This is a genomic window from Enterobacter soli ATCC BAA-2102 (assembly GCF_001654845.1).
Taxonomy (GTDB): domain Bacteria; phylum Pseudomonadota; class Gammaproteobacteria; order Enterobacterales; family Enterobacteriaceae; genus Enterobacter; species Enterobacter soli.
Genome location: NZ_LXES01000048.1, coordinates 85815 through 112138, shown reverse-complemented (window position 1 = coordinate 112138; position 26324 = coordinate 85815). Strand labels below are relative to the sequence as shown.

32 protein-coding genes and 3 tRNA genes are annotated in these 26324 nt (G+C 52.3%); 29 read left to right on the top strand and 6 right to left on the bottom strand.

Translation table 11 applies throughout. The features are described 5' to 3' along the window. The first annotated feature begins 262 nt into the window (after nucleotides 1-262). The 6 genes from uvrY to M987_RS19305 all read left to right on the top strand — a co-directional run bounded on the left by uvrY (nucleotide 263) and on the right by M987_RS19305 (nucleotide 3804). Nucleotides 263-919 (top strand): UvrY/SirA/GacA family response regulator transcription factor, encoded by a 657-nt coding sequence (gene uvrY, locus M987_RS19330; protein WP_014070750.1) that lies wholly within the window; start codon nucleotides 263-265, stop codon nucleotides 917-919. Beyond that, complete coding sequence (uvrC, locus tag M987_RS19325) at nucleotides 916-2748, top strand: excinuclease ABC subunit UvrC (protein ID WP_014070749.1); 1833 nt, start codon at nucleotides 916-918, stop codon at nucleotides 2746-2748. The genes uvrY and uvrC overlap by 4 nt, the downstream gene beginning before the upstream one ends. A 56-nt stretch (nucleotides 2749-2804) precedes the next feature. Continuing rightward, nucleotides 2805-3353: a CDP-diacylglycerol--glycerol-3-phosphate 3-phosphatidyltransferase gene (pgsA, locus tag M987_RS19320; RefSeq protein WP_014070748.1), complete on the top strand. Its 549-nt coding sequence runs from the start codon at nucleotides 2805-2807 to the stop codon at nucleotides 3351-3353. A 152-nt stretch (nucleotides 3354-3505) separates the two neighbouring features. Next, a tRNA-Gly gene (locus tag M987_RS19315) sits at nucleotides 3506-3581 on the top strand. 51 nt (nucleotides 3582-3632) lie between these two features. After that, a tRNA-Cys gene (locus M987_RS19310) sits at nucleotides 3633-3706 on the top strand. Nucleotides 3707-3717: 11 nt separating this feature from the next. Next, a tRNA-Leu gene (locus M987_RS19305) sits at nucleotides 3718-3804 on the top strand. A gap of 120 nt (nucleotides 3805-3924) precedes the next feature. On the opposite strand, the gene M987_RS19300 is transcribed toward M987_RS19305, so the two are convergent. Genes M987_RS19300 through M987_RS19285 form a run of 4 tightly spaced genes read right to left on the bottom strand, consistent with a single transcriptional unit; the run spans nucleotide 3925 to nucleotide 6834 of the window. Then, nucleotides 3925-4932 carry a phage integrase gene (locus M987_RS19300; protein ID WP_014072497.1) on the bottom strand — a complete coding sequence of 336 codons (1008 nt, stop codon included), beginning with the start codon at nucleotides 4930-4932 and terminating at the stop codon, nucleotides 3925-3927. Continuing rightward, complete coding sequence (locus tag M987_RS19295; protein ID WP_014072496.1) at nucleotides 4929-5795, bottom strand: BRCT domain-containing protein; 867 nt, start codon at nucleotides 5793-5795, stop codon at nucleotides 4929-4931. The genes M987_RS19300 and M987_RS19295 overlap by 4 nt, the downstream gene beginning before the upstream one ends. 16 nt (nucleotides 5796-5811) lie before the next feature. After that, nucleotides 5812-6441, bottom strand: a complete 630-nt coding sequence (locus M987_RS19290; protein ID WP_014072495.1) for a membrane protein — start codon at nucleotides 6439-6441, stop codon at nucleotides 5812-5814. Nucleotides 6442-6450: 9 nt separating this feature from the next. Further along, nucleotides 6451-6834: a helix-turn-helix domain-containing protein gene (locus M987_RS19285; RefSeq protein WP_014072494.1), complete on the bottom strand. Its 384-nt coding sequence runs from the start codon at nucleotides 6832-6834 to the stop codon at nucleotides 6451-6453. 310 nt (nucleotides 6835-7144) lie between these two features. Here M987_RS19285 and M987_RS19280 point away from each other — a divergent pair, with 310 nt between their 5' ends. From M987_RS19280 to M987_RS19250, 9 genes are all read left to right on the top strand, one after another. After that, entirely contained in the window at nucleotides 7145-7348 is a 204-nt protein-coding gene (locus M987_RS19280) for a hypothetical protein (protein WP_014072492.1), read from the top strand. Continuing rightward, nucleotides 7329-7559 (top strand): DUF4761 family protein, encoded by a 231-nt coding sequence (locus tag M987_RS25225; protein ID WP_342626527.1) that lies wholly within the window; start codon nucleotides 7329-7331, stop codon nucleotides 7557-7559. Before M987_RS19280 ends, M987_RS25225 begins: the two co-directional genes overlap by 20 nt. Beyond that, complete coding sequence (locus M987_RS19275; protein WP_041162342.1) at nucleotides 7549-7779, top strand: phage filamentation protein Fil family protein; 231 nt, start codon at nucleotides 7549-7551, stop codon at nucleotides 7777-7779. The genes M987_RS25225 and M987_RS19275 overlap by 11 nt, the downstream gene beginning before the upstream one ends. Before the next feature lie 85 nt (nucleotides 7780-7864). Beyond that, the gene (locus M987_RS24170; RefSeq protein WP_014072489.1) at nucleotides 7865-8077 is read left to right on the top strand and encodes a hypothetical protein; all 213 of its coding nucleotides are present in this window, start codon (nucleotides 7865-7867) and stop codon (nucleotides 8075-8077) included. Between the two features lies 1 nt (nucleotide 8078). After that, nucleotides 8079-9050, top strand: coding sequence for a DNA adenine methylase (locus tag M987_RS19270; protein ID WP_014072488.1), 972 nt, complete (start codon nucleotides 8079-8081; stop codon nucleotides 9048-9050). Continuing rightward, on the top strand, nucleotides 9050-10351 hold the full coding sequence (locus M987_RS19265) for a phosphoadenosine phosphosulfate reductase family protein (RefSeq protein WP_014072487.1): 1302 nt from the start codon (nucleotides 9050-9052) through the stop codon (nucleotides 10349-10351). Before M987_RS19270 ends, M987_RS19265 begins: the two co-directional genes overlap by 1 nt. 3 nt (nucleotides 10352-10354) lie before the next feature. Next, on the top strand, nucleotides 10355-12754 hold the full coding sequence (locus M987_RS19260) for a replication endonuclease (RefSeq protein WP_014072486.1): 2400 nt from the start codon (nucleotides 10355-10357) through the stop codon (nucleotides 12752-12754). A 158-nt stretch (nucleotides 12755-12912) separates the two neighbouring features. Further along, nucleotides 12913-13911, top strand: coding sequence for an ImmA/IrrE family metallo-endopeptidase (locus M987_RS19255; protein WP_014072485.1), 999 nt, complete (start codon nucleotides 12913-12915; stop codon nucleotides 13909-13911). Between the two features lie 3 nt (nucleotides 13912-13914). After that, nucleotides 13915-14553: a hypothetical protein gene (locus M987_RS19250; RefSeq protein ID WP_014072484.1), complete on the top strand. Its 639-nt coding sequence runs from the start codon at nucleotides 13915-13917 to the stop codon at nucleotides 14551-14553. Between the two features lie 436 nt (nucleotides 14554-14989). On the opposite strand, the gene M987_RS19245 is transcribed toward M987_RS19250, so the two are convergent. Continuing rightward, nucleotides 14990-16048 (bottom strand): phage portal protein, encoded by a 1059-nt coding sequence (locus M987_RS19245; protein WP_014072483.1) that lies wholly within the window; start codon nucleotides 16046-16048, stop codon nucleotides 14990-14992. Next, nucleotides 16048-17778 carry a terminase large subunit domain-containing protein gene (locus tag M987_RS19240; protein WP_014072482.1) on the bottom strand — a complete coding sequence of 577 codons (1731 nt, stop codon included), beginning with the start codon at nucleotides 17776-17778 and terminating at the stop codon, nucleotides 16048-16050. The genes M987_RS19245 and M987_RS19240 overlap by 1 nt, the downstream gene beginning before the upstream one ends. Before the next feature lie 159 nt (nucleotides 17779-17937). On the opposite strand from M987_RS19240, the gene M987_RS19235 reads away from it, so the two are divergent. The 14 genes from M987_RS19235 (at nucleotide 17938) to M987_RS19170 (ending at nucleotide 26321) form a co-directional block, all read left to right on the top strand. Continuing rightward, entirely contained in the window at nucleotides 17938-18774 is an 837-nt protein-coding gene (locus M987_RS19235; RefSeq protein ID WP_014072481.1) for a GPO family capsid scaffolding protein, read from the top strand. Nucleotides 18775-18797: 23 nt separating this feature from the next. Then, nucleotides 18798-19847, top strand: coding sequence for a phage major capsid protein, P2 family (locus tag M987_RS19230; RefSeq protein ID WP_014072480.1), 1050 nt, complete (start codon nucleotides 18798-18800; stop codon nucleotides 19845-19847). Between the two features lie 45 nt (nucleotides 19848-19892). Further along, nucleotides 19893-20750: a phage terminase small subunit gene (gpM, locus tag M987_RS19225; RefSeq protein WP_014072479.1), complete on the top strand. Its 858-nt coding sequence runs from the start codon at nucleotides 19893-19895 to the stop codon at nucleotides 20748-20750. A gap of 98 nt (nucleotides 20751-20848) precedes the next feature. Further along, a complete protein-coding gene (locus tag M987_RS19220) occupies nucleotides 20849-21373 on the top strand; it encodes a head completion/stabilization protein (protein ID WP_014072478.1) in 525 nt (174 codons plus the stop codon). Next, complete coding sequence (locus tag M987_RS19215) at nucleotides 21373-21573, top strand: tail protein X (RefSeq protein WP_014072477.1); 201 nt, start codon at nucleotides 21373-21375, stop codon at nucleotides 21571-21573. Before M987_RS19220 ends, M987_RS19215 begins: the two co-directional genes overlap by 1 nt. 9 nt (nucleotides 21574-21582) lie before the next feature. Continuing rightward, nucleotides 21583-21915 carry a phage holin, lambda family gene (locus tag M987_RS19210; RefSeq protein ID WP_014072476.1) on the top strand — a complete coding sequence of 111 codons (333 nt, stop codon included), beginning with the start codon at nucleotides 21583-21585 and terminating at the stop codon, nucleotides 21913-21915. Further along, nucleotides 21902-22342 carry a lysozyme gene (locus M987_RS19205; protein WP_014072475.1) on the top strand — a complete coding sequence of 147 codons (441 nt, stop codon included), beginning with the start codon at nucleotides 21902-21904 and terminating at the stop codon, nucleotides 22340-22342. The genes M987_RS19210 and M987_RS19205 overlap by 14 nt, the downstream gene beginning before the upstream one ends. After that, nucleotides 22339-22875 (top strand): DUF2514 family protein, encoded by a 537-nt coding sequence (locus M987_RS19200; RefSeq protein WP_014072474.1) that lies wholly within the window; start codon nucleotides 22339-22341, stop codon nucleotides 22873-22875. The genes M987_RS19205 and M987_RS19200 overlap by 4 nt, the downstream gene beginning before the upstream one ends. Before the next feature lie 4 nt (nucleotides 22876-22879). Beyond that, nucleotides 22880-23365, top strand: a complete 486-nt coding sequence (locus M987_RS19195) for a phage tail protein (RefSeq protein WP_014072473.1) — start codon at nucleotides 22880-22882, stop codon at nucleotides 23363-23365. Further along, nucleotides 23343-23981: a phage virion morphogenesis protein gene (locus M987_RS19190; protein WP_014072472.1), complete on the top strand. Its 639-nt coding sequence runs from the start codon at nucleotides 23343-23345 to the stop codon at nucleotides 23979-23981. Before M987_RS19195 ends, M987_RS19190 begins: the two co-directional genes overlap by 23 nt. Next, nucleotides 23978-24553: a phage baseplate assembly protein V gene (locus M987_RS19185; RefSeq protein ID WP_014072471.1), complete on the top strand. Its 576-nt coding sequence runs from the start codon at nucleotides 23978-23980 to the stop codon at nucleotides 24551-24553. Before M987_RS19190 ends, M987_RS19185 begins: the two co-directional genes overlap by 4 nt. Beyond that, nucleotides 24550-24918, top strand: a complete 369-nt coding sequence (locus M987_RS19180; protein ID WP_014072470.1) for a GPW/gp25 family protein — start codon at nucleotides 24550-24552, stop codon at nucleotides 24916-24918. The genes M987_RS19185 and M987_RS19180 overlap by 4 nt, the downstream gene beginning before the upstream one ends. Further along, nucleotides 24905-25801, top strand: a complete 897-nt coding sequence (locus M987_RS19175) for a baseplate assembly protein (RefSeq protein ID WP_014072469.1) — start codon at nucleotides 24905-24907, stop codon at nucleotides 25799-25801. The genes M987_RS19180 and M987_RS19175 overlap by 14 nt, the downstream gene beginning before the upstream one ends. Continuing rightward, nucleotides 25794-26321 (top strand): phage tail protein I, encoded by a 528-nt coding sequence (locus M987_RS19170; RefSeq protein WP_014072468.1) that lies wholly within the window; start codon nucleotides 25794-25796, stop codon nucleotides 26319-26321. The genes M987_RS19175 and M987_RS19170 overlap by 8 nt, the downstream gene beginning before the upstream one ends. Nucleotides 26322-26324: the final 3 nt, after the last annotated feature.

Below are 26324 nucleotides of genomic sequence, written 5' to 3'. Positions count from 1 at the left end.
TATTGTTACAAAAATTTGAGTTCTGTTTTTTCTTAGGTTTTTTTAGGGTTGTTTTGTAACCTTTTGAATACAGATGCTTAAAAATAGCCTCAAAAGCCCTGGCGCTGCTGCGTTTCTTTCCACCAGGTGTACAGGCTAATTTCCAAAAACGAGAGCAAAATCGAATAGCCGGTTTTTTAACGTTTTAATCTTGAGAGGAAAACCGTTAATATAAACCAAATTAGCAGTCAGTAGCGTTATCCCTATTCTGGAGACATTTCCTTTGATCAACGTCCTTCTTGTTGATGACCACGAACTGGTGCGCGCAGGGATACGACGCATTCTTGAAGATATAAAAGGTATCAAAGTTGCCGGTGAAGTCTGCTGTGGTGAAGATGCTGTTAAATGGTGTCGCACTAACTCGGCGGACGTTGTGTTGATGGATATGAACATGCCCGGCATTGGCGGGCTGGAAGCCACACGTAAAATCGCCCGTACCTTCATTGATACAAAAGTCATCATGCTGACAGTGCACACCGAAAATCCGCTGCCCGCCAAAGTGATGCAGGCAGGTGCTGCCGGGTATCTCAGCAAGGGCGCTGCCCCGCAGGAAGTGGTTAATGCTATCCGTTCAGTGTTTGCCGGTCAGCGCTATATCGCGTCGGATATCGCTCAACAAATGGCGTTGAGCCAGATTGAACCTGACAAAACAGAATCGCCATTCGCCAGTTTGTCTGAGCGCGAATTGCAGATTATGCTGATGATCACCAAAGGCCAGAAAGTGAATGAGATTTCAGAGCAGCTGAATCTCAGTCCGAAAACGGTGAACAGCTACCGCTATCGTATGTTCAGTAAACTGAACATTCACGGCGATGTCGAACTGACTCACCTGGCGATTCGCCATGGTCTGTGTAATGCGGAAACCTTAACCAGCCAGTGAGTGATGTGTTCGATTCAAAAGCATTTCTGAAAACCGTTACCAGCCAGCCAGGCGTTTATCGGATGTATGACGCTGGCGGTACGGTTATCTATGTAGGGAAGGCGAAAGATCTTAAAAAGCGCCTCTCCAGCTATTTTCGCAACAATCTTGCTTCCCGTAAGACCGAAGCCCTGGTCGCGCTTATCAACAGCATTGATGTCACCGTGACCCACACCGAGACAGAAGCGCTGCTGCTCGAACATAACTACATCAAGCTTTATCAGCCGCGCTACAACGTGTTGTTGCGTGATGACAAGTCATACCCGTTTATTTTTCTCAGCGGTGATACCCATCCACGCCTGGCCATGCACCGTGGCGCAAAACATGCGAAGGGTGAATATTTTGGCCCGTTCCCGAACGGTTACGCCGTGCGTGAAACCCTGGCGCTGCTGCAAAAAATCTTCCCGGTCCGTCAATGCGAGAACAGCGTTTATCGCAACCGCTCACGTCCCTGCCTGCAATACCAGATTGGGCGTTGTCTGGGACCCTGCGTTGCCGGCCTGGTGACGGAAGAAGAGTATGCTCAGCAGGTGGAGTATGTGCGCCTGTTTTTAGCCGGAAAAGACGATCAGGTGCTGACGCAGCTGATTGCCCGCATGGAAAAAGCCAGCAGCGCGCTGGAGTTTGAAGAAGCCGCGCGCATTCGCGATCAGATCCAGGCCGTGCGCAGGGTGACCGAGAAGCAGTTTGTTTCTAATACGGGTGACGATCTTGATGTCATCGGCGTTGCCTTTGATGCCGGGCTGGCGTGTGTCCACGTGCTGTTTATTCGCCAGGGCAAAGTGCTCGGCAGCCGTAGCTATTTCCCGAAAGTGCCAGGTGGTACCGAGCTAGGTGAGGTTGTTGAAACCTTTGTGGGACAGTTCTATCTCCAGGGCAGCCAGATGCGCACGCTGCCTTCTGAGATCCTGCTCGATTTCAATCTTGATGATAAAACCCTGCTGGCCGATTCACTTTCTGAGCTGGCAGGGCGGCGCGTTAATGTCCAGACCAAACCGCGCGGCGATCGCGCCCGCTATCTGAAGCTGGCGCGCACTAATGCTGCCACGGCATTGACCACCAAACTTTCGCAGCAGTCGACGGTCAGCCAGCGTTTGACCGCTCTGGCAACGCTCCTGAAATTACCTGAAGTGAAGCGGATGGAGTGTTTTGACATCAGCCATACGATGGGTGAACAGACGGTGGCATCCTGTGTGGTGTTTGATGCCAACGGCCCGCTACGCGCGGAGTATCGGCGCTATAACATCACCGGCATCACGCCAGGCGATGATTATGCGGCCATGAATCAGGTGCTGCGTCGTCGCTATGGCAAAGCGATAGAAGAGAGTAAGATCCCGGATGTGATCCTGATTGACGGCGGCAAAGGGCAGCTTGGTCAGGCGAAAGCTGTTTTTGAATCGCTGGACGTGACCTGGGACAAAGAGCACCCGTTGCTGTTAGGTGTCGCAAAAGGGGCAGATCGTAAAGCGGGGCTGGAAACCTTGTTCTTCGAGCCAGAAGGTGAGGGATTCAGTTTGCCGCCGGATTCCCCTGCATTGCACGTGATCCAGCACATTCGTGATGAGTCCCACGATCACGCGATCAGCGGACACCGTAAAAAACGGGCAAAAGTGAAGAACACCAGTACACTTGAAACCATTGATGGCGTGGGTCCGAAACGCCGCCAGATGCTGTTGAAGTATATGGGCGGATTGCAAGGATTACTCAATGCGAGCATTGAAGAAATTGCAAAAGTGCCGGGTATTTCGCAAGCACTGGCAGAAAAGATCTACTACTCGTTGAAACATTGAGGGCTCTGTAGCAACATAGAGCTAAATTTTACTGACAACAGACAGTTACCGTCATTATGCGATTTAATATCCCTACGTTGCTCACTCTCTTTCGCGTCGTGCTCATCCCGTTCTTTGTATTGGCGTTTTACCTGCCGGTTGTCTGGTCGCCCTTCGCGTGTGCACTGATTTTCCTTATTGCTGCCGTCACCGACTGGTTCGATGGTTATCTGGCTCGTCGCTGGAACCAAAGCACCCGTTTTGGCGCGTTCCTTGATCCGGTTGCCGATAAAGTGATGGTGGCCATCGCCATGGTGCTGGTGGCCGAACACTATCACACCTGGTGGGTGACACTGCCTGCGGCGACGATGATTGGTCGTGAAATTATTATCTCTGCGCTGCGCGAGTGGATGGCGGAGCTGGGTAAACGCAGCAGCGTGGCTGTGTCATGGATCGGTAAAGTCAAAACAACGGCGCAAATGGCGGCGCTGGTCTGGATGCTGTGGCGTCCAAACGCGTGGGTCGAGTGGGCGGGTATTGGTTTACTGTGGGTCGCTGCGGTTCTGACATTGTGGTCAATGTTGCAATATTTGAACGCTGCACGCGGGGATTTGCTTGAACAGTGATCGTTTCGCCGTAAATTTCAGCAAACGATCCAGGGATGCAAAAAATAACGTTGACTCAAAACGTCATATAAGTAGAATGCAACGCATCGAACGGCGGCACAGTTAGCCAGACGATAATGAAATCAAGTGATTAGATAATTACCTGATGACATGCGGGAATAGCTCAGTTGGTAGAGCACGACCTTGCCAAGGTCGGGGTCGCGAGTTCGAGTCTCGTTTCCCGCTCCAGATTAAACGCATCGGCAATTGCGGGTGTGAGTCGAGAGACAAAAGATTTAAGGCGCGTTAGCAAAGCGGTTATGTAGCGGATTGCAAATCCGTCTAGTCCGGTTCGACTCCGGAACGCGCCTCCACTTTCTTCCCTGGCCGGATGGTGGAATCGGTAGACACAAGGGATTTAAAATCCCTCGGCGTTCGCGCTGTGTGGGTTCAAGTCCCACTCCGGCTACCATGGGAAAAGTAGAATAAAATCAATGATAAGCAGTGTCGTATAAACCACCGAAAGGTGGTTTTTTTATACCTCCAATTTGGGGTAGTGGCAGCAAAATGGCAGCAGCATGGCAGCGCACCTTTAAATTTTCTTAGCCCGATTATCAAAGGGATTGAGTGCCACGGCTGCATCAAGATGATTTGGAGCGAAGTGAGCGTATCTCATCGTCATCATGATCGTGCTGTGCCCGAGAATTTGCTGCAATACCAGAATGTTTCCTCCACGCATCATAAAGTGGCTGGCAAAGGTATGCCTAAGCACATGGGTGCGTTGACCTTTAGGCAGCTCTATCCCGGCCCTCGTAAGTGCTGATTTGAATGCCTCATATGCAGGGGAGAAGAGTGAACCGCGTTTTTTGGGAAGCATTTCTTGTAACTGCGGTGAAATGGGTACTGTTCGGTTCTTTTTGCTTTTGGTCTGCGTAAAGGTCAGACGTCCGGGAAGAATTTGAGATTGTTTTAAATCCTGCGCTTCACTCCAGCGTGCACCAGTGGCTAGGCAAATACGCACGATAATTCCCAAATCTTTGTTTGCTGACTGGTCACAAGCTTCAAGTAGCTGATCAATCTCCTCCTCGTAAAGAAAAGCTAGCTCCTGATCCCCTTCCTTAAACTGCCTGATACCTGAAAGCGGATTATCTCCCTCCCACTCACCCAGTCGTTTCATTTCCGAGAATACGGCATGTAGATACGACTGCTCGCGGTTAACTGTCGCCTCACTCAGCTTTTTCTTGCCTTTCGGATTCCATTCCCCGCTTAAACGCCGTTCCCGGTATACAGCGAAGCTGTTTTTATCGAAGTGGGAGGCAAGGGGATCACCAAGTCGCTCACAAATAGCCAACAGTTTCACTTTTCGCTCATCACCTGAAGAGAGCGTTTTGCCATGCATTTCGTACCAGCGTTCAACAAATGCCGAAAGAGTGACAGCACTGTCATTTACAGGCTGGTTTGTGGCGTTATTCATTAAACGGCGCTCATAGGAGAGCGCCTCGCCTTTGGTGGCGAATTGCTTACGTATGCGTTTCCCATCACGTCCGTATGGGAAACACTGCAACAGCCATTTGCCTGAGGGAAGTTTACGAACAGTCAATTATGCACCTCGGCATCATCATCAGACCCTGCATACGCGAGTGAAATGAACATTTCCGCAGCGTTATCAAGATGTGCATAGGTTGAAGTAAATTCGATATCTCGACACCTACAGACGAAGGGCCGCGTTTGATTTTCTGGCTGGAATGATAAACTTACAACGGGAGTTTTACGTGGTTTACCATTTTTGAAAAAGTCGCAAACATCCAAACGATTGCAAAGGCCTGCATCATCTTGGTAAGTAGCAACATGCCACCCCATACCATGAAGTGTATCGGCAAATGCTAAATGTACTTCTTCGATATTTTTATATAAGCCAACGGAGTATTGCTTTTTCTTACTCTTCTTACGTTCGCTTGGCAGGGATGGGAGCCTTTCTACACCAGGTATTTCAATTTTTTCCAAGCTGAAAGTTTTTACCGGATGAGTAGGAGATGATAGGTCTGCTGCCCGTAGCGTAAAGTTATCAAGCAATGTCAGGGGAAGGATATCTCTTGCAACTCCGGATCGTTCACCTCCGTGATAAATGATTGATAAATTATTTTTGGTATCAATTGACGACCAAATCAGGTCCAGAAGAGGGTGCTCATCATGAATTGTAAGTGTTGGTGCATTGCCCTCTTCACTTTCAGCATATTGTGCATCCGACAAAGGCGATAGGTTTAGAAATTGCTCGGCCGACAGCACCTCAGAGCCTTGTTGGGATGCCTTTTTCATTTTGCTCGGGCCAGCATTTTCACCGCAACAGAGATAGTTAAGATCCTTGGTTACATCACTTCTTACGACATAACCACGAGCTTTAGCAATTTCAATCAGCTCGTTTTTATCTTTTTTCCCAAAACCTGTAAAACAAATAGTCTTCATACAAAACCCCACGAAGTCAGAAAAATATTGAACCTAATAGGAAGCCAATTAAGAAAATGACAATGAATTCTTTCGGGTGAGTTCGCAGCAATTTGGTGACTTCCACTGAAGAGTGATTCTCTTTCGGGGGAGGGGGCGGAATATCTTGTGTTTGCTGGTCCAGCCACGATATACACATTTGAAGTTGGTTGCGTGTTAGGTCATTCAATCGACCAGTGCCGAAGTTAACATGGCAATAACGAATCAGCTTCTGCCTCAATTCGCTATCTTCACTATTTCGAAGGAGAAGGCTAACAAGTGCTTTACTTGCATCTTTGTCCTTAGCGCGTTCGACCATAGACTGCAAAAAGCTAATTGCAGTCTGATATTGGTTGACGGTCATTTCTTCGATACTTGAGACGCCAATTTCTGCATGCAGCTTTTGCCAGATCTCATACGCTTCTCTGCTGTAGGAATCAGAAACAATCGCTACCAGGGCATTAAGTTCTTTTCTCTGCGCCCTAACCAATGGACGCTCATCGTGAGTATCTGAGGGAATCGCGATGTTGATGGTGTGACGACCATCAAATTTATCTATTTGAACGCGGTTTTCCGTAAAGTCCCGTCCAGCTGTTCTATTCTGTTCTCCAGATGAATTCACTTCCATACTGCTTCCCTATTTATTGTTTTCGTTGTAATCCCTGCCAGCCACTCGGTTGCCACGACCAGACACATTTATTGAATCTGAAGCGGCATTGCCTGCATTTAACGCTGCTAACGCTGCTGCTTTGACCGCTAAAGGTGCTTGTCTAAATAGATTGATCAGCTCCTTCTCATCTGGAGAAAGGCTCTCGGCAGACCTTATCCCTGTAACGATGTACTGGATATCTGCACCAAATTTCGCTATCGCGGAAAGGTATGCGGAATCAGGGTTTCGCTCACCTTTTTCATAATTGAGCTGAGCTTGTTTTCTAACACCACCTATCTCGCCAAGCGCAGCCTGGCTAAGTCCCAAGCGCACGCGCTCTTCTTTGAGGCGTTCTCCTGTACTCGTTTGCATTCAATAATCCTTGACAGGTACTCGTTTGAGTACCAGAATGTAAATCACAGACACTTAGCAGATCACAATATACCACTATGACACAAGTACAAAACACACAGCGGGCACGTACGCCCAAAAACAGCGTAGCTGGCGGTTCTTTGCCACTGCGTTTGTCCCCTGATGAGCGTTCGGAGATCGAGGCCATGGCAGAGGCTGAATGTCGTTCAGCATCTAATATGGTCCGCATTGTCTTTTTGCGTGGCCTTGAATCCATGAAGTCTGAGCCGCAACAGCATTCTGGTAATTAACAGCGGAAACTGAGGTAAAAATGACGGGCGTAACCATCAATATGAATGTTGCTGCTCCTTATGTATCTCTGAAGGAGTATTCCAGAATAACCGGGATTCCATTCGAAACATGCCGGTTAATGGTTCGCGATGGAAGAATAATTGTCAGGCCTAAAGAACTGGCAGGGGGCAAGGTGGAAGTGAACATGATAGCCATGCTCAAGGATGCTATCGCAAACAGTTGACAGGAAAATTATGAATCAACTCATTCAACTTAGTCAGCATAGTTATATCTATCGCGGGTTCACAATTCATATGTGCCCGAGAAACTCAACCACTATGCAGCGCGCGTATAGCGTTTTAAATAACGGTAACTATTTCGGCAGAGACTTTGCACTAGCAGAGGCAATGCAGACAATTGATAAATTAAGAAATGGTAGAAGAAATGAAAGATAACATTCCATCTCTTGCAAGCCTTCTGAAAAATGGATGCCAGGTTACGCACTTCAAGAACTCTCGCGGCTGGCTGGAAACGCCGGACGGAAGATTTTTTAAGCCCGAACCGGTGAAGGTTCAATTTATCAAAGGTAAAGATAAACCGTTTATTTATACCCGAAGAATAAATAAAGGATTTCTGCATACTCTCGCTGAATTGTTCAAAAAGATAATTAAGTAATTCGGTTTTAAAAAATCAACTCTGTTTTCTCCGCCCCTTTATTAAGTGGCGGTGGTTCAACTCATTCTTTTTTTAGGAAGAGATTATGACCAGACGTGATCAATATAGCTTCATTTTGCATGTTCTTTTACCAGCTATCGAGAATGAAGGGTTAACAATTAAAACACGCCGTGATGGCGAGCTAACCCTTTCAGCCAGTGGGTCAGTAACCACCAATTTTATAAGCAATCTGCGCCAGCACTGCATTGAAGAATTGCAGCGCAATTCTGTTCCCGCTTCCCATTACGGAGTTTTTTAAAATGATCCGCCCGTTCATCAAATGGGCAGGGGGCAAATCACGTGTCCTTCCTGACCTGCTACCTCACCTTCCAAAAGCCGACTGCCTAATCGAACCGTTCGTTGGCGGCGCATCGGTATTTCTGGCGACTGAATATCGCCGCTATGTGCTGGCTGATATCAACCCTGATCTTATTAACCTGTATCGGGAAGTCACCCGTTACCCGGACTTAGTGATCGATGCGGCCCGCGAACTGTTCAACAGTAAGAACAGCCCGCAGGGGTACAACGAAGTCCGCGCCGTATTCAATAAGCAGGTGGGTACGGTAGAAAGCGGCGGGTTGCGTTATGGCGTCGAAATGGCGTGCATCATGCGCGCCGCTCAATTCCTGTATTTGAATCGCCACGGTTATAACGGCTTATGCCGATACAGCCGTAAGACCGGCTTTAACGTGCCGTTTGGCAAGTATAAGCGCGTCTACTTTCCTGAAAATGAAATCCGCCTGTTTGCCGAAAAGGCCAACGATACAAAGGCAATATTTCTTTGCGCGCCGTTCCAGCGTTCTCTACAGGTCGTCACGGGTGGCGATGTTCTCGTTTACTGCGATCCGCCTTACCTGCCTGAAAGCAAAACAGCCGATTTTACCCAGTACCACACCGAACCATTCACGGAAGACAACCACCGCCAGTTAGTCCTGGCACTGCTGGAAGTTAACCGTAAGCATGGCGTGAAGGTCGTCATTTCCAACAGCGACACCGAAGCCACCCGTGCGATTTATCAGCCCTTCAAGATGCACGAAATCAGCGTGCAACGTTCCGTTAGCACTGACAAAGACAACCGACAGAAGGCCAAAGAAGTGATCGGCGTGCTGCCAGTCTGCGATTGCTGCGGGCGTTACGGCGGCGGTTGCCCTGATTGTGGCGCCGTGATGGGTGAAGCGACTTACAACGCGATGGTTGCGGCGGGCACGTTTGACGATCTGGAGGCTTTTTAATGACTACTTTCTCAGCACCATCAGTAATTGTTCCAACTGATATCAGCGCAAAAGTTCGTGAAATTGAAACGGCCTATAAGCGCTTCCTTTCTGAATTTCACATACCTGACGATCACAAAATCGTCGTGAATTACAGCGGCGGTAAAGATTCAACGGTAACACTTGCCGTAGCTCACGCTCTTTTTGGTGATCGTGTGCAAGGTGTTATGGCCGACACTGATAATGAGCATGAACTGACGATCGAATACGGGCAAACCATTCATCAGCAAATAGGTTGTAAGCCTGTTCAGGTTGTTAAGCGGAACTATACGGAAGAAGACTTTGCCCGCCGCCGCGCTTATTTACAGAAAAATTGGCCGAAGCGTCAGACTATCCGTATGGGGGCGTATCGTGGTGTAGTGATGCCTTCGCTGGCCCGCAAAGATACGAAGTTTGCAAAAGCATGGATGCAAACAGCGAAGCGCTGGGGAATTGAGTTTGAGACAGCTTTAGATGCTGCATTGTTAGTTCTGGGCCAGCCGTCTGGAAATAGTTTTCTGGATGCTGCATTGCTTCATGGCAAATTCCCAATGCTGCGCGATCGTTTTTGTACCGACGAACTGAAAATACAGATTGCCTTTGATGCGGTGATGAAACCTTTGTTAGATGAAGGTGAAGTCATAGTGCAGTGGTCAGGTGTCAGGGCTGATGAGTCATCAAAGCGGGCTGGCTATGAGCGCTTCTCAACAGACCAGCGTGATCCCCAATTCCTTTACAACTTCCTGCCTATCCACCAGTGGACGGCGAAAGACGTTTTTGCCCTTCATAAACATTTTGGTATCAAGCCTAACCCTCTTTATACGCAAGGTGCCGCCCGTGTTGGCTGCATGAACTGTGTGCTTTGCAACAAAGAAGAGATAGCCGAAACAGCAGCGCGCTGGCCTGAACATATTGATAAACATCGCCAGTGGGAATTGCAGGTCAGGTTGGGGAGTCGCTGGGTTCACTGGATGAGTGTCGGCGAGGTTAGCCAGCGCTGGATGTCGTCTGTTCTGGGCTTCCGTGAAATCACTGATCGGCACGGAAAGAAAGTGAAGGTTCGAAACAACCTGGGCAAAGAAGTGATGCTTCAGGGGCTTACGCCGGAAGTGCAGCATATTGACTGGTCCGGATTTTATGGGCCACGCGGCAACCTCAATTCGCCGGGTGTTGATGAGGTTCTCGAGTGGGCCAAATCTGGGCGCGGTGAGCAGGTATATGAACTGGCTTTAGCAGGTCTTGAAGCCAGCGTCTGTTCATCTCGTTATGGATTATGTGAATAAGCAATGACCACGGCAACCCGTGGCCGTCGCGCCCCTTCTCCACCTCCACCGTATCCGGGTAGCACTGATAATGCTATCCCTTACGCTTATGGGGGGAACAAACCATACCAGCCGATTGGCGTTGATGTAGCGCCGGGGCTGGATGGTTTCGACTATCTCACGCCAGACGGCACGCGTAAGCATATTGCGTTTAGTGAACTGGTAGCGGAAGACGAAAAGCCGGAACGCAGTAAGCTGCTGCGTCGCCGTTTGGCTTCTCTTCCGCAGTATGTTCGCCGTCACTTTGCCGCGAAGCTTGATGTGCTGGACGCGAAAGACCGCAAAGCGGCAGATCACTGGCTGCTTAACACCTTTGAGCGCCACGTATTAACGCGTATTGATGGCGTGAACAGTGTTTATCAGCCTGATACTGTGATGCCCGACATTCTGCTGCCAATACGCGATCAGCTTTTCCGTATGCTCTGGGCAGGGAAAAAAGAGTTAAAAAGACTGGCTTATACGCTTGCCGATATCTTTACGAGCGAGTTTATACGCGAGTCCGATCACCAGTTGGCGCGCACCGGCGATCCTGAGTTCGCGGCGCTTTCTGGCTATGGCCGTATTGCATCGCTGGCGGTGCATCTGAAAACGCCGATCCCCGGTTGGACAGCTTATTGCAATGAAGAACTTGAAGCAGAGGACGCGTTACGCGCGGTTCTCCGTCTTGAGTCACCGCAGTGGTGGTTAAACCGCCTGCGCCGTATCCATGCCCGGTGGCGTGAGCATTTGATGATCGCAGCGGGATACGTCCAGAAAAAATCCTCCCCATACAGTAGCGCCCCGTGCCTTACGGAATGGCTGGCCCAGAAAAAGGCTAACCGTGAATACCTCAAGGCTATGGAACTGGAAGACCAGGAGACGGGTGAGCGCATTTCGCTGATCGATAAAGTCGCTGGTAGTGTTGCCAATCCGGCCAACCGCCGCCGCGAGCTCATGACGAGAATGCGCGGATTTGAAGAATTGGCGAAGCTGGAAGGGTTGGCCGGTGACTTCTACACGCTGACAGCGCCTTCCCGTTACCACTCCATGCAGCATAACGGGTGCCGCAATAATAAATACTGTGGCGCGTCGCCGCGCGAGACGCAGCAATATCTTTGCAAAGTTTGGGCGAGAACTCGCGCCGCGTGGAAGCGTGCCGGAATACGCGTCTTTGGTTTTCGTGTCGTTGAGCCGCACCATGATGCAACGCCGCACTGGCACTTACTGCTGTTTATGCATCCATGCGATATCGATCAGGCCCGCGATATTTTTTGCTATCACGCCAGACGTGAAGATTCAGCAGAATTAAAAGGCTCGGAGGCCATGAACCGGGCGCGTTTTCACGTTGAACCGATTGATCCGGCGAAAGGGTCTGCAACGGGATACATCGCGAAATACATTTCGAAGAATATCGACGGCTTCGCGCTGGATGGAGAAAAGGACGACGAAACCGGGGAAGAGCTGAAAGAAATGTCCAGGCGCGTTAGTGCGTGGGCGTCGCGCTGGTCTATTCGCCAGTTTCAGCAGATCGGTGGCGCGCCGGTAACGGTATATCGCGAACTTCGCCGCCTCGGCAATCGTGAACTTGTTTTACACCCTGAACTGGAAACCGCACGGCAGGCTGCTGATGCAGGTGAATGGGATAACTATGTATTAGTCCAGGGTGGCCCTTTGGTAGAGCGCGATAATTTGCGCATTCGCCTGAACTATGAAACCACCGTAAACGGCAACGCCTACGGCGATGACGTCCAGCGAATCACCGGTATCTATTGTCCGATTACGGGCAATGACTCTTTGATCTTCACCCGCACCACGCAATACAAAATCGTGCCGAAGCGCCAGAGCGCTGACGGTGTGGCCGTTGACGTTGGTTTTTCAGGCGGCAACGCCGCCCCTCGGAGTTCTGTCAATAACTGTACGCGGGATCCCGCGGCAGGTGCTGACGGTGTTGAACATGCCGCCAGAGAAGCTACAGGACAGTCAGAAATGACTGTGCCAACTGAGGGCGTGACGGTGAATTTTGATGCGCTTTCACGGCAGGAAAAGCGAGAACTGGCGCAGCGGCTTAGTGACGATGTGCGAAGTAAGCGTAAAAAGCGACCACCGGAACGGAAAAACGGGACCGGGCTATCCGTGAAAGAGCAGCAGATAAGTGAACTGCTGGCGCTCCGTGGGATTGATGTCAGTACCGGAATGGTCAGATCGATGATGGCCGGTGCGTCAGTGGCGTGCGGTGATCTCATTATGACCGTGCAGGACGGACGGCTGGTATCGCGCAACCGCGCCGCATCCGGGCTGGATAAGCTGCCGTCACAGGTGATGGCGGCGAAGCAAAAAACAAGCGACCTTGTGAAAAGGATGAAAGCAGCTTTTTCGCGGAACTAAGCCGCTATAAGCAGATCTAAGGAGCTATTACCCACTTTTCACACAACCGAAATAGTTATGACTTTCGCCGTTTTCTGCTTATAGTGTGCGCGCTTTTGTGTCATAACTAAGCTAATAATAAATGGCATTTCGCTTACACACGCAGTTAGGAGGCTCTTATGACGAACCATAATCAGATGAGTCAGATTTATTCTAAATTCGGCCGGGCCGGGTTTAACCTCTCGTACATCCGCAGGTTGTTACCTGATTGGTGGGATGAGAAGCTTGCTGAGACCCCATCAGGGCGCCAGTATGCGTACCTGCACCTCGCGCGTATGTTTAGCATTCTCCCGGATAGCCTAAAAGATGGCAGTGAAGGAGTGTGCTTTAATTTTGGTGGCAACCATAAATATAAGCATCGCCAGAATGTAGCCGAGAACGATTTAGATATTGCTACTGCTGTTGCCTATACTGCGGCAGGTATTGTCGCATCTAATTTCAAAATTCCTTACGATGCCAGAGCAGTGCTGGATCCTTTGGCGATAAGAACCCAGATCCTTACTAAGGAATCATGGGTATCGCTCGATAGCTTGGTAACATACTGTCATTCAATTGGCATCCCTGTTGTTTATTTAAAATCCTTCCCTCAAGCTGCAAAAAAAATGGCTGGGCTAGCGTTGATGAGTAATGGACGCCCGGTGATTGTTCTTACTCAGCCTCAGAAGCACGGCTATATGCTGTTTGATCTCGCGCATGAGTTAGGGCATATCGCCAGAGGGCATCTGAACGCAGAAAACGGGCAGTGCCATATTGATGCAAAAATTGAGAATGCTTCGACGGACAACGTAGAGAAAGAAGCCAACGAATTCGCCTTCCAGGTCATTTCGGGGCAGAAGTCTTTACGTATCGTACCTACTGCTGGCAGATTGAACGGGCCTAGCTTGGCTCGTGCGGCTCAAAAGTATGGTAGTGACAATCACATTGATCCTACTCACATCGCTTTAAATTATGGTTTCGCGCAGAATTGCTGGGGCGCTGCTGTGAATGCGGTTAAATCACTCTGTGCTGGTGAAGACTCGGATCAGGATTTTGTGAGGACCATGATGAAAAGCGGAATGGATTTAGAAAATATCCACGAAGATGATCTCAAGGTTTTAGAAAATCTAATCGGGGAGTAATCAGTGATTGTTCTTTCTGACAATGATGTCATTTTGAAGCTGGCCCAGTGCAATCTATTATCTCAACTGCCAGTGGTTTTTAACCAACCCCCCGACCAGATCTTCATTAACCCTGCTGCTCGTTTTCAGCTTCTACCGAAAAACCCTGACAAAGCGATCAGGAAGTGTGGTAGTCAGGTTGTTTACGAGCAGGTGGGAGCTTTCATCGAATCTGTACAGGATATCCCAGAAGTTCAAGATTCCCAGCTTATTGAGCTTTTGGGGAGTGTGCCTGGAATTGATGTAGGCGAACAGCTATTGCTTGCCTCGTGCATAGAGAACCCGGAAGCCATTTTCATGACAGGTGATCGCCGTTGCTTGACTGCAATTGTTGCAAATCAACCAGCCCTTGCCGTGGTGCATCAGCGTTTATTGGATGCTGTCGTTACATTTGAGTCGTCGCTTTTGTTATGCGTCCACGGTACAGATCAGGCTCAAGTTTATGAAAATTTGGTGAGTAATCCTAAGCCTGACGGTATGTTGAAATTGGCTCTTTCAAACGCTGGCGCGTCAATGTGCGAATGTATTTTTTCCCATACACGTGAGTTTTATGATTACCTTGCCTTCAAGGATCGGCTTCCGGAACGGGAGTGGGGAATGTAAAAATCAAGGGCTAACAAAGCCCTTTTTTATTGTTCTTCCCACTGCACAATAGTGCACAAATTTGCACAATTTTTTTGATGCTGTTTATGCCCTTTCCGCCATGTGGTGGCACGGCCTCGTTCAGGATCGGGAAATGCACAAAAAACGAAGCAAATGTCGCGCGCAGGTGACGGGGGAACAGCCCACGCGACAGGGGTAAGGGAGGGGTTGCCTTTAAATGCCATTCTTCGGCCTTTTCCGCCTTCTCAGCGTGCTTTCTCTCTTCTGGCTGCGTGCGGGGTCGATTGCAGTTTGCGCCTGCCAGAATGGCGCTCGTGCGCTCTGAGTGAGGGGCGTTAAAGGTTGTACCGAGGTAGTGCTCAGGTGGTGGCCGGTCGGGCGAAGATTGAAAATTACTGAAGGAAACCGCCGCAGGTTGTGCGGCGGGTGCATCGGGTTACTCGTCTTTGAGCAGAGCGTAGGGATTAAAGCGGATCACTTCCTGACCGAGCCAGTCATTGACGCCTTTCATGGCTTCCATCACGGGCAACATTTCGTTGATGGCGAAGACGCGCGCGGCCTTCTCAACATCACCCAGCGAGCCGTTGCCTTCCGGCATTGCGCCCATCAGTTGCGGCGGGATGCGGTGAGCGTCGCGTAGATCGTTGCGCGTTGCTGATTTGATGTTAAGAAACTCATCCTTTGCCGATATTTGGCTGAACGGCAACAGTTGCACGCCGTCTTTGCCGCCGCCCGGCGCGTGGATCAGCACGTTTTTGAAGGAGCCTTTCCCTCTGGCCTGTGACAGCGTCTTTTGCACCACCTTTATGCTTTCCTGATCCACCTTCTCCGACCCGACATAGAGAATGCATCCGGCATGGGATCCGTTGTCGTAATAGAGTTTGCGGAACTTATCAGCGGAATGTGACAGGCTGGCGGACAGCAGCGCCCCCATGTATTCCGGCATACCGTAGATTTCCTGATGAATATCCGGGTTCATGATGTGGCAGACCTGACCCGGCTTAAACTCGTATTCATCTTTCCACTGCCGGATAAACCAGTACGTATCAAGGTCGCTACCCCGTCGCGTGTTCAGCGCCGGAACATGCTGGAGTTTGAGCGGGGCACCCAGAAGGTTAGAGCGTCGTTCAAGATAGGCATTACCAAAGACAAACCAGTCCAGTGCAAAGGCAGAGAAGGCCTGACGTGACAGTAAGGGGTGAGGGATATAGCACCCGGTCAGCACATTGCGCTTGAAGTAAAGCGCCGACTGATGCAGCGGGGATTGTGCAAACGCACGGGTTAGCCCTTTCCAGTCTATTGGCGTTTCATAGTACCGGCCGTTATCGACGCAGCACATGCTGTCCAGCAGATCATAGCCGTCTGTTACGGAATATGGCCCGTCAAACGTGAAGGCGCTGAGCGCCGGATCGCTTTTGAGCGCATCAGAGATATCAGGCTGCCCGGTGCTGCCACTGCTGGCGGGGTGATTGTTTTTGTATGTGCGCTTCTTCATCAGAACTCCATAGCAAACCCGCCGCTGCCACTCTCCTGGCCCAGCGGTTCGTTAATAATGGCGAGCATTGTCGCCCATGCGAGATCGCCGTGACTGATACCGCGAGATCGGTCTGTGTCATAGGTGATGAAACCACCTGGAGTTTTAACTTTTCTCACAGCATTAAACGCCGTCACCAGTGCTCGTTCGCTGCGATCATATTCCCAGCGACCCGCGCGGATAATCTGAAGCATTTTCAGTACAAGGGCGCGTTTCGAGGCCAGGTTAAAGGTGTACGGCACCGCCATCGGGAAGAATTTTTTAACCAGTTGATAGACGGCTTCACCGTTCCCTCCTGTCACGTCAATGCCGATATGCTGAACGTTATATTTAAACGTCAGGTCAGCGATAACCTTCGCCTGTTCTTCGAACTCAAGCCCCTGTACCTGTATGGTTTCAATGGTGCGGAATTTACCGCCAGGTACAGCTGGCGGCACGTTGACGGAGACTCCGCCGCTGTCGCCATTGCCGCTGCTGCCGTTGGCGTCATAGCCTATCCATACCGGGCGATTCCCCATCGGCCTGGACGCGAAAGGCTTCCAGTCCGGCCATTCGTCGTAACCATCTGCGCCGCAGCCAATCAGGGCGTTAAGGTTGAAGGCGGACTCACCATCACGAACGAACTCGCACATGTACAGGTTGCGGAATTCATCCTCACTGTTTTCATCCTGAATTTCTTCAAGGTCGGTGTACTCCCAGCCGTGGTTTATCACGTCCTTCAGGGTGACAATCTGACGCCAGGTTTTATCCGGGCATAACAAGCCACTGTTCAGCGTTTTCCAGCCCACATCAAACGCTTTGCGCTGTGCTTTCGGGCGTTTCTCATTCCAGCGATCGCCCGTCCAGAAAGGGTAAGCCTCATGGGTTTCACCTGACGGCGTGGAAAAGTAGGTACGTGTCAGTCCCTTCAGTGTTGCCATCGCACCTGCAACCTTTCGCAGGTTGGTGAAGTTGCTGACCCAGAAGAATTCGTCAAACTTCAGATTGCCCGTATATGACTGTGCGGTTGCAGCGGACGTGCCGAGAAAATGCAGCTCTGCGCCGTTACTCAGTACGATTTTGTCACCGCCCTTAAGCTCAACGTCCACCTCTTCCGCCATCTTCTGAATGAATCCCCTGAACTGGTGCGCCTGACGGCGGGATGCAGACAGAAATATCTGGTTGCGCTGGTACGGATATTTCACATCATCGCGCAGCGCATCTAACAGCGCCTCACGTGCAAAGTACCAGGTTGCGCCAATCTGGCGGGACTTCAGTATCATGCGGTTTCGGTGGTGACGTTGCTCATACCAGCCGCGTTGGTGCCACGACAGGGAATCAAGTATTTTCTCCCGCAGCGCGACGACCTGTTCTTCGGTGAAGTGGTTTTTTAGCTTGCGCTTGCGCGGCTTTTTGCCCGTGCCAGCCCCTGCTGGTTGTCCATCAGACAGCTTTTTCAGTTGCCGGGTCAGCAGATCAATCTCCTTGAAGTCTCCCCCTGTCTTGTCTTTCTTGTCCGTCAGTTGGATGAGGCGGGCATCCATAGACTGGCTGACGCGCTGGACGGGGGGTGTTTCATCCCATCCATCACGTTTCTTCCAGGCGTAAATTGTGTTCTGATTGATCCCCATCAGACGCGCGATCTCCGCTGGCGGATAGCCCTGCCAGTAAAGTTGTTTTGCCCTCTGACGTACAAAAGCGTCCTGTATCATCTGCCCTCCACCGTTTATGGAGTGAAGATTACCCCGCGCGCGATCCCGCTATCGCCCCCTTTATGGTCTGGCCTTCCTCCGACAACAAAACCTCGTTGAGACAGCAAGTTACGCTCTGCCATCATGGCCGAACAGAAACCACTCAACAGGATTATCGACATGGCTAGCGCAGCTAAACCAGCCCGTAAGAAATTCCGCGTTGCTGTCTCCGGTGCCACCGTTGACGGGCGTGAAATTCGCCCTGAGCACCTTCGTGATGCAGCAGCAAACTACAGCCAGGACGTGTACGGCGCACGCGTCAACGTGGAGCACTATCTTTCGCCGTTCCCCGGCAGTGATTTCGGCGCGATGGGGGATGTGACGGCACTGAGTGCTGAAGATATCAGCGAAGGCCCGCTCGCCGGACGCACTGCGCTTTACGCCGAGATTGAACCTTCTGAGCGCATGAAGAAGCTGACGGAAGAAGGTAAGAAAATTTACTCCAGCATTGAGCTGCACCCGCAGTTTGCGCTTAACGGTAAGGCGTATGTGATGGGGCTGGCGATGACCGATACCCCGGCGAGCCTCGGCACCGAGCGCCTGAAGTTTGCCGCGCAGCAGCGTCAGCAGGTTATGTCCTTCAACAATCAGCAGGGTGAAGCCCCGTTGTTTACCGATGCCATTGAGGCAGAAATTATCGAACTGGCTGAGCAGCGCAGCGATGAAGGTAAACAGTGGTTCGGGCGTGTCATGGGGATTATCGGTAAAGGCCGTAAATCGGACGGCGAACAGTTCAGTCAGGTGCGTGACGCTGTGGAGAATGTCGCTCAGTCCCATGCCGATCTGCTGGACAGTTTTAACGACCTGAGCCGCGCCCGCGAACAGGACAGCCAGGCCATCCAGAAGCTGACCTCTGAACTTGCCACGCTGACCAGCAAGCTGGGAACCACTGACGCCAACTTCAGCCAGCGGGAACCCGCGAGCGGCGGCACAAACGCGCAGCTTGCTGAATACTGATATCCACAACGAGAGCAAAGAATATGGAAAACACTACCCGCCAGCTGTTTGATCAGTACGTCGCCCGGCAGGCACAGCTCAACGGCGTTTCCACCGCCGCGATTGCTGCAAAATTCGCTGTTGATCCGACGCGTCAGCAGCGTCTTGAGCAGGCTGCACAGCAGGATGATTCTTTCCTGAGCAAAATTAACGTGTTTGGCGTCAACCAGCAGATCGGCCAGAAAGTCCTGATCGGCAGCAAAGGCCCGATGGCTGGCGTAAACAACGGCGTCACCAGCCGTCGTAACCCAGGCTCTAATCATTCAATGGAGCCGTTCGACTACATGTGCCGCAAGGTCAACTATGACTACGGCATCAGCTATGAACAGCTTGATGCGTGGGCGCACATGCCGGAGTTCCAGCCGCTGATCAGCAAGGCAATGGCCCGCCAGATGTCGCTTGACCGCATCATGATTGGTTTTAACGGCGTGAAGTACAGCGACCCGTCTGACCGTGCCGCCAACCCGCTGTTGCAGGACTGTGGCATTGGCTGGCTCGAAAAAATCCGTCAGGAAGCGCCGCACCGCGTCATTTCCAATGTGACGATCACCTCGCGCGATGAGGATAACAAGATTGTTGCTAAGGGCACTTACGGCAACATTGGCGCTGCGGTGTATGACGCCAAAAACAGCCTGATGGATGAATGGCACAAGCGTAACCCGGATAACGTGGTGATTCTGGCGGGCGACCTGCTGACGAGCAGCAATTTCTCGGCCATCAACGCCTTAAGCCAGACCAACCCGAATACCGAAATGCTGGCCGGTCAGCTGATTGTTGCACAGGAACGTGTAGGCAACATGCCGACCTTCATCGCGCCTTACTTCCCGGTGAATGGCGTGCTGATCACTCCGTTCAAAAACCTGTCGGTTTACTACCAGCGTGGCGGTCTGCGCCGGACGATCAAGGAAGAGCCGCAATACAACCGTATCGCAACGTATCAGTCTTCGAACGATGACTTCGTCATTGAAGACTACGGCAATGTTGCGTTCATTGACGGCATTCAGTTCGCCCAGGCCGAACAGGTAGGCGAGTGACAGAAGCGGCGGGGCATTGCCCCGCCATGACGGGGAGAAGTGACGATGCTAACACCGGCACAACGACATTTTCAGAAGGTCATGGCAGAACGCCGGGGCCAGGCGGATGAAGAATCCGATATCCAGCGTACCGCGCATGAGCAAATTCTGCATCGCCTGCGTATGGACTTGTCCCGCCTGAGTGGCGTGCAGTCCGAAGAAACCAAAGCCGAAATGAAAAAATCCATGCTGCCTGAATACGAGGGATGGATTGAAGGTACGCTCGACGGCGACAGTGGGCGGCAGGATGAAGTCATTACCCGGCTGATGGTCTGGGCGATTGACTGCCGTGATTATGCGCTTGCGATGAGGCTGGGGCGTTATGTGGTGCGCCACGGGCTGACGCTGCCGGATAACTTCAACCGCACGGCAGCAACCTTCCTGACCGAAGAAATGAGCAAACCACTGTTGACGCTCGCAGCCGCTGATGCCGACGCTGATTTATCAGCTGGTGTCGCAGTGCTTGACGAAGTGGCGGAGATTGTCGCCGACAGTGATATGCCGGATGTGGTGCGCGCCAAATTATGCAAAGCCCGTGCGCTTGCCCGTCGTGGTGCCACCGATATCACAGCCAAAGCGGAAGCGCTGGCACTCTTCCGTGAAGCGCTGACGCGTAACCCTAATGCCGGGGTGAAAAAAGAGATCGCCACGCTTGCCCGTGAAGTTAAGAAGCTGTCTGCGGATGGCGGTACGGGTGAAGGCGATGCGGCCAGCACCGATAAAACTGACGGTATTGCTGATCCTGCTCCTGAAAAGAGCGCCACTGTCAGTGCTGCGCCCAAAACAACGTCGCGTAAAACCGCGACCAGGGCGGCAACGGGTAAAGCGACAAAGCGTAAGCCTGCCAGCCAGAAAAAGAATTAACGACTTCGGCCCCGTCCGACAGGCGGCGCGGATGGATATCTGCCCGTTGACGGTCTTTTAACCATCCGCCCACCGCCTGATTTATGGGAGATAAGTGCATGAGCAGCCTTGTGGCAAATAAGCGCGTGTTGTCTGCCGACAGTGACACCACCGATGTTGATGATGGTGATGCCACTGTCAGCGCCGGGGATTTCTGGCCGGTGATTAAACTGGCCGATCTCCGTCTGGCCGCGCGCATCACAGGTGGTATCACAACGTCCAGACTGATGCACGTCACTACGGAGGCGGTAGCCCATGTCACTGCGCAGTTGCTGGACTGGCGTACCGGTCAGGTCAAAGCAGGCTTTCACACGCTGGAAGATGTGCCTTCAGTCCTGCCATCAGGTGAGTCGGAAAAGCTGATGATCAACGGTGAAAACGTGAAGGTGTACCGTTTCCGCCGCGCAGTTTACTCGATTGCCAGGGCGCTGGTACTTGAAGGCTATCGCGATGTCGATACCACGGCGAAAGGCGACAAAGACGCTGCAGCGCTTGACCTGCAACGGGATGATCTCTGGCGGGATGCCCGCTGGAGTATTGCCGACATTCGCGACACGCCGCGCCTCTATGCGGAGCTTTGCTGATGAAAGTGAAGGCATTGCAGGGGGATACGGTGGATTTGCTTTGCTGGCGTCACTACGGCACCACGCAGGGTGTGACCGAAAAAGTGTTATCCGCCAATCCCGGGCTGAGCCAGCAGGTTTTTCTTGAAGCCGGTCAGGAGATAGAACTGCCGGAAATCGCGAGCAAAGCGCAGCGGGAGATGGTGCAGCTTTGGGGTTGAGAGGTTGCCATGAGCGACGTAGCTACGGGGATGCTGGAACAAACAATGAAATGGATTGCTACATATCTGCCGACGCTCTACGCGGCAGGTGCAGCGTTGAGCATATCGGCGCTGATGAGTCTGTATGACGGCCAGTCAATGCTGAAAACCGCCACCGGTTCACTGGTCTGCGGGATTGTCACGCTGGCAGTTGCCGGATCGCTTGAGTATCTGGGCCTGCCATCCAATGCCGTTACCTTCGTTGGGGCGTCAATAGGATTCATGGGTGCTGACAAGGTACGCAACAAAGTGACCGGCTTTATTGAAACCCGTATCGGAGGGGCAAAAAGTGGAAATGAGTAAAAACGGACTGGCCCTGCTGAAACGCTTTGAGGGCTGTGAGCTTACCGCCTATCAGGATGCAGCAGGTGTCTGGACTATTGGCTATGGCTGGACGCAACCCGTCAACGGCGTGCCGGTCGGTAAGGGTATGACCATCACTCAGGCAACCGCCGACAACCTGCTGAGCAGCGGTGTGGTGCAGTATGAAAAAGGCGTTACAGGTCTGGTGAAGGTCGCTGTTAATCAAAACCAGTTTGATGCTCTCGTTGATTTTGCCTACAACCTGGGCGTTAACGCTCTGGCGGGATCCACGCTGCTGAAAAAACTGAATGCCGGGGATTATACGGGCGCAGCGGATGAGTTTCCGAAGTGGAACAAAGCGGGCGGTAAGGTTCTCAACGGTCTGGTTAAGCGCCGTGCCGCTGAGCGGTCACTGTTTCTGTCATGAGCTGGCTACTGTCCCGCTGGAAATCTGTGCTGATCGCGGGGCTCTGTGGTCTGGCTGTCTGGTGGTTCAGCCATCAGCGTTATACAGCCGGGTACAGTGATGCCAGCGCAGAGTGGGCGCTGAAATGGAAGCAGCGTGATGCTGACGATGCCACGGCACTGGCTAAGCGGCAGGCAGAAGCCAGGGAAGAAGAACAACGCCGACAGGGTGAAGTAGATGAAATCAGAAAGCAAGCCAGCCAGCAGCTTGCTGGCGTCAAGGCTGATGCCGATCGTGCCCGTGCTGCTTCTCGTGGGCTGCACGACAGGGCCGATAAACTCGCCGGGCAACTGGCAGAACGTGAGCACGCCTGCGGTGCCGGTACTCCCGGTAGAGGCGAGGCAGAACCCAGCGGAGCCGTATTGCTCGCCGACCTGTTCCGCCGCGCTGACGAGCGAGCGGGAGAGCTGGCAAGAGAGGCTGATGAGGCAAGAGCCAGAGGGCTGGCTTGTGAAGCCGCATACGATTCAATAGCGACTCCATCACAGAGGTAACGCCATGCTAAAAGCTGACTCACTCCGCGAGACTCTGACCAGCGCAAACAAATGGTGCAGGGCCAATCCCGAAGCCTTCACCGTTTTTGTGGAAGAAGGGAACATCGAAACGACCGGCGAAACGCCGTCGTTTATGTACCGCTATACCCTGGTGCTGTTTGTGATGAGTTTCGCCGGTGATATTGATGATTTCACGCTGCCGTTAATGGCATGGATCTGGCACAACCAGCCCAATCTGCTGCTGAACCCGGAGAAGAACCGGGACATTAAATTTACGACCCTCATTAACAACGACGATACCGCCGACATTCTGTTCGAAATGCCGCTGCTCGAACGCGTGAAGGTCTCTCTGGATGAAAACGGCATTCCCCGCGCTGAGCATTTGCCGGAACCAAGACCGCGTATTCCGTCAGCGGACGGCGACTGGAGCGCCATCTTTGAGGATATGACGTGGGGGGCTGACGCGCATGAGTCACGATCTCTTCCGTGAACTGGATCAGGTCTTCAGCGACATACTGGCGGGCACCTCGCAGGCCGGGCGTGTTCGCACCGCCCGCGCCGTTGGTCAGGCACTACGAAAGAGCCAGCAACAGCGCATCAAAGCGCAGCAAAGCCCTGAAGGCTCGCCATATCCTGCCCGCCGTCGTCGGGTGCTGCGCTCTCAGCAGGGTATTGTTTTTGTCTGGCAGGGTGAGATCCGTCGCCTTAAAAACTGGCACGGTGGCCGGGGAAAATACGGGCGCACCATTACCGGCTTTGACGAAGAGAGAAATGATATTCGCACGTTTTACCGCAGCGATATCGAACGCTACATCGAGATCAATACTCGCTCAGTGCGCCGCAATACCACTAAGAAGGTGCCAATGTTTCAGCGTCTGCGTGGCTATCGCTTTCTCAAAATGCGCGCTGATGCAGGAGGCGCTTCCGTGGGTTATGACGGCGTGGCGGCACGCATTGCACGTGTACACCAGTACGGCCAGCGTGATCAGGTTGGGCCGGGTGCTTTTGCTAAATATCCGGTGCGTGAGTTGCTGGGCTTTACCGTTGGCGATGAGCAGATGATTACGGAACAGGTGGTTAACAGTCTGGGGAGTGCCGCACGATGAATGCTGAACTGATCCGCCTGCTGGAAAATATCCTCCGTGTAGGCGTCGTTATTGCCGTTGATGAAGAGCGCTGGTGCGTGCGCGTGCAAAGCGGCGAACTTCAGACCGACTGGCTGCGCTGGAATACCACGCGCGCAGGGGCATTCAGTATCTGGGTGCCGCCTTCAGTCGGTGAACAGGTCTGGCTGGGCTGTATTGGTGGCAATCCTGAAACGGCGGTCATTATCGGCAGTCTCTACAGCAACGATCATCCAGCACCGGGCAGCAGCCTGAAAGAGATTGTGCTGACAGCGCCAGACGGTGCCTCTTTTCGCTATGACGCTGAAGCCAGCGAGCTGGAAGCACAGGGCATGAAAACTGCACATATCAAAGCCTCTGCCAGCGTCACGCTTGATACGCCGGTGGTGGAATGCACCGATCATCTGAAAGCGCGGACGTTTGAACTGACGGAAGGCGGCACAATGAAGGGCAATGTTACCCATTCTGGCGGGTCTCTTTCGTCTAACGGCAAAGTCCTGCATACGCACAAACACCCTGGTGACAGCGGCGGCACTACAGGGGCACCGCTATGACTGTTCGTTATACCGGCATGAACCCGGACGACACGGGGCTGATTACCGATACCGATCAGCTGTGGAATTCTGTACGCGACATACTGACCACGCCACTGGCAAGCCGGGTGATGCGACGGGATTACGGCAGCATGATCCCCGATCTGCTGGATGAACCACAGAACGAAGTGACGCGCCTGCAATGTATGAGTGCGGCGGTGATTGCCCTGACAATGTGGGAACCGCGTATTGCCCTGAACGGCATCAATATCAGTTTTTCAAAGAGTGGCGCTGTTACCGCTGAACTGGTCGGCATTATCACCGAAACCATGCAGACGGCAGGCACCGCGCTGACGCTCAGGAGTGGCAGCAATGGCAACAGTTGATTTATCGCAGCTACCGCAGCCGCAAATTATCGAAGTTCTGGACTTTGAGGTCATTCTCAGCGAGGTCAAAGCTGTCATGCTTGCGGCCTTCCCGCAGGAACAGCAGACGTCTGTTGCCGCCGCGCTGGAGCTGGAATCCGAACCGCTGAACGTGATCGCCCAGGTGGTTGCCTACCGTGAAATGACGCTTCGCCAGCGCATCAATGAGGGCGCAGCGGCATGTATGCTGAGTCATGCCGTATCGACCGATCTTGATAACCTCGCGGCCAATCTGAATACCGAACGTCTGATCATCACCCCGGAAACGACAACGGCTGACGCGGAAACCGAAAGTGATACCGCGCTGCGCCTGCGCGCTCAAGCTGCATTCGAAGGCCTGAGCGTGGCCGGGCCTACCGGGGCATATGAATATTTTGCAAAAAGCGTCAGCGGAAAAGTGGCGGACGCGAGAGCAACCAGCCCGTCGCCCGCTGTCGTGATCGTTTCTGTGCTTTCCACAGAAGGTGACGGTACGGCATCGGCAGAATTATTGAGTAGCGTCAGAAATGCCCTCAATGACGAAAACATACGGCCAGTCGGCGACAGGCTTACGGTACAAAGTGCTGCAATTATTGATTATCAAATCAGGGCGCAGCTTTATTTTTATCCCGGCCCTGAGTCTGAGCCGATCCTTACCGCTGCGCAAAATGCCCTTCAGTCATGGCTTAGTCAGCAGGGCAAGATTGGCCGCGATGTCGCCCGCTCGGCCATCATGGCTGCTTTGCATGTTCAGGGTGTGCAGCGGGTGGAGTTGCAGGAGCCTGCCAGCGATCTTGTGATTGATGATACGCAGTCGGCGCGCTGCACGTCCTTCGCTATCAGCAAAGGGGGAACCGATGAGTAACAGCCTGCTGCCTCCATCGGCAAGTGATTTCATGCGAAACGCGGAGAAGGTGACGGAGAAGATTACTGATATTCCGGTGATGCTTCGCACCTTGTGGAACGCTGATACCTGCCCGGTGAGCCTTCTTCCCTATCTGGCATGGGCGCTTTCAGTCGACCGGTGGGATAAGGACTGGCCGGAGCAGACCAAACGGCAATCTATTCGTGACGCCTGGCTGATTCACCGACACAAAGGCACCATCGGCGCATTACGCCGTGTTGTGGAACCGCTCGGATACATCATCAATGTTACAGAATGGTGGGAAACCAACGATCCACCCGGCACATTTCGCCTTGATATCGGTGTATTAGAGTCTGGTATCACAGAGGAAATGTATTACGAAATGGAGCGGCTTATTGCAGATGCAAAGCCTGCCAGCCGCCATCTGATCGGACTTAATATTATTCAGGACATTCCCGGATACCTTTACACCGGTGCCCTGACCTATGACGGCGATATCATCACGGTTTACCCGGGATAAGTG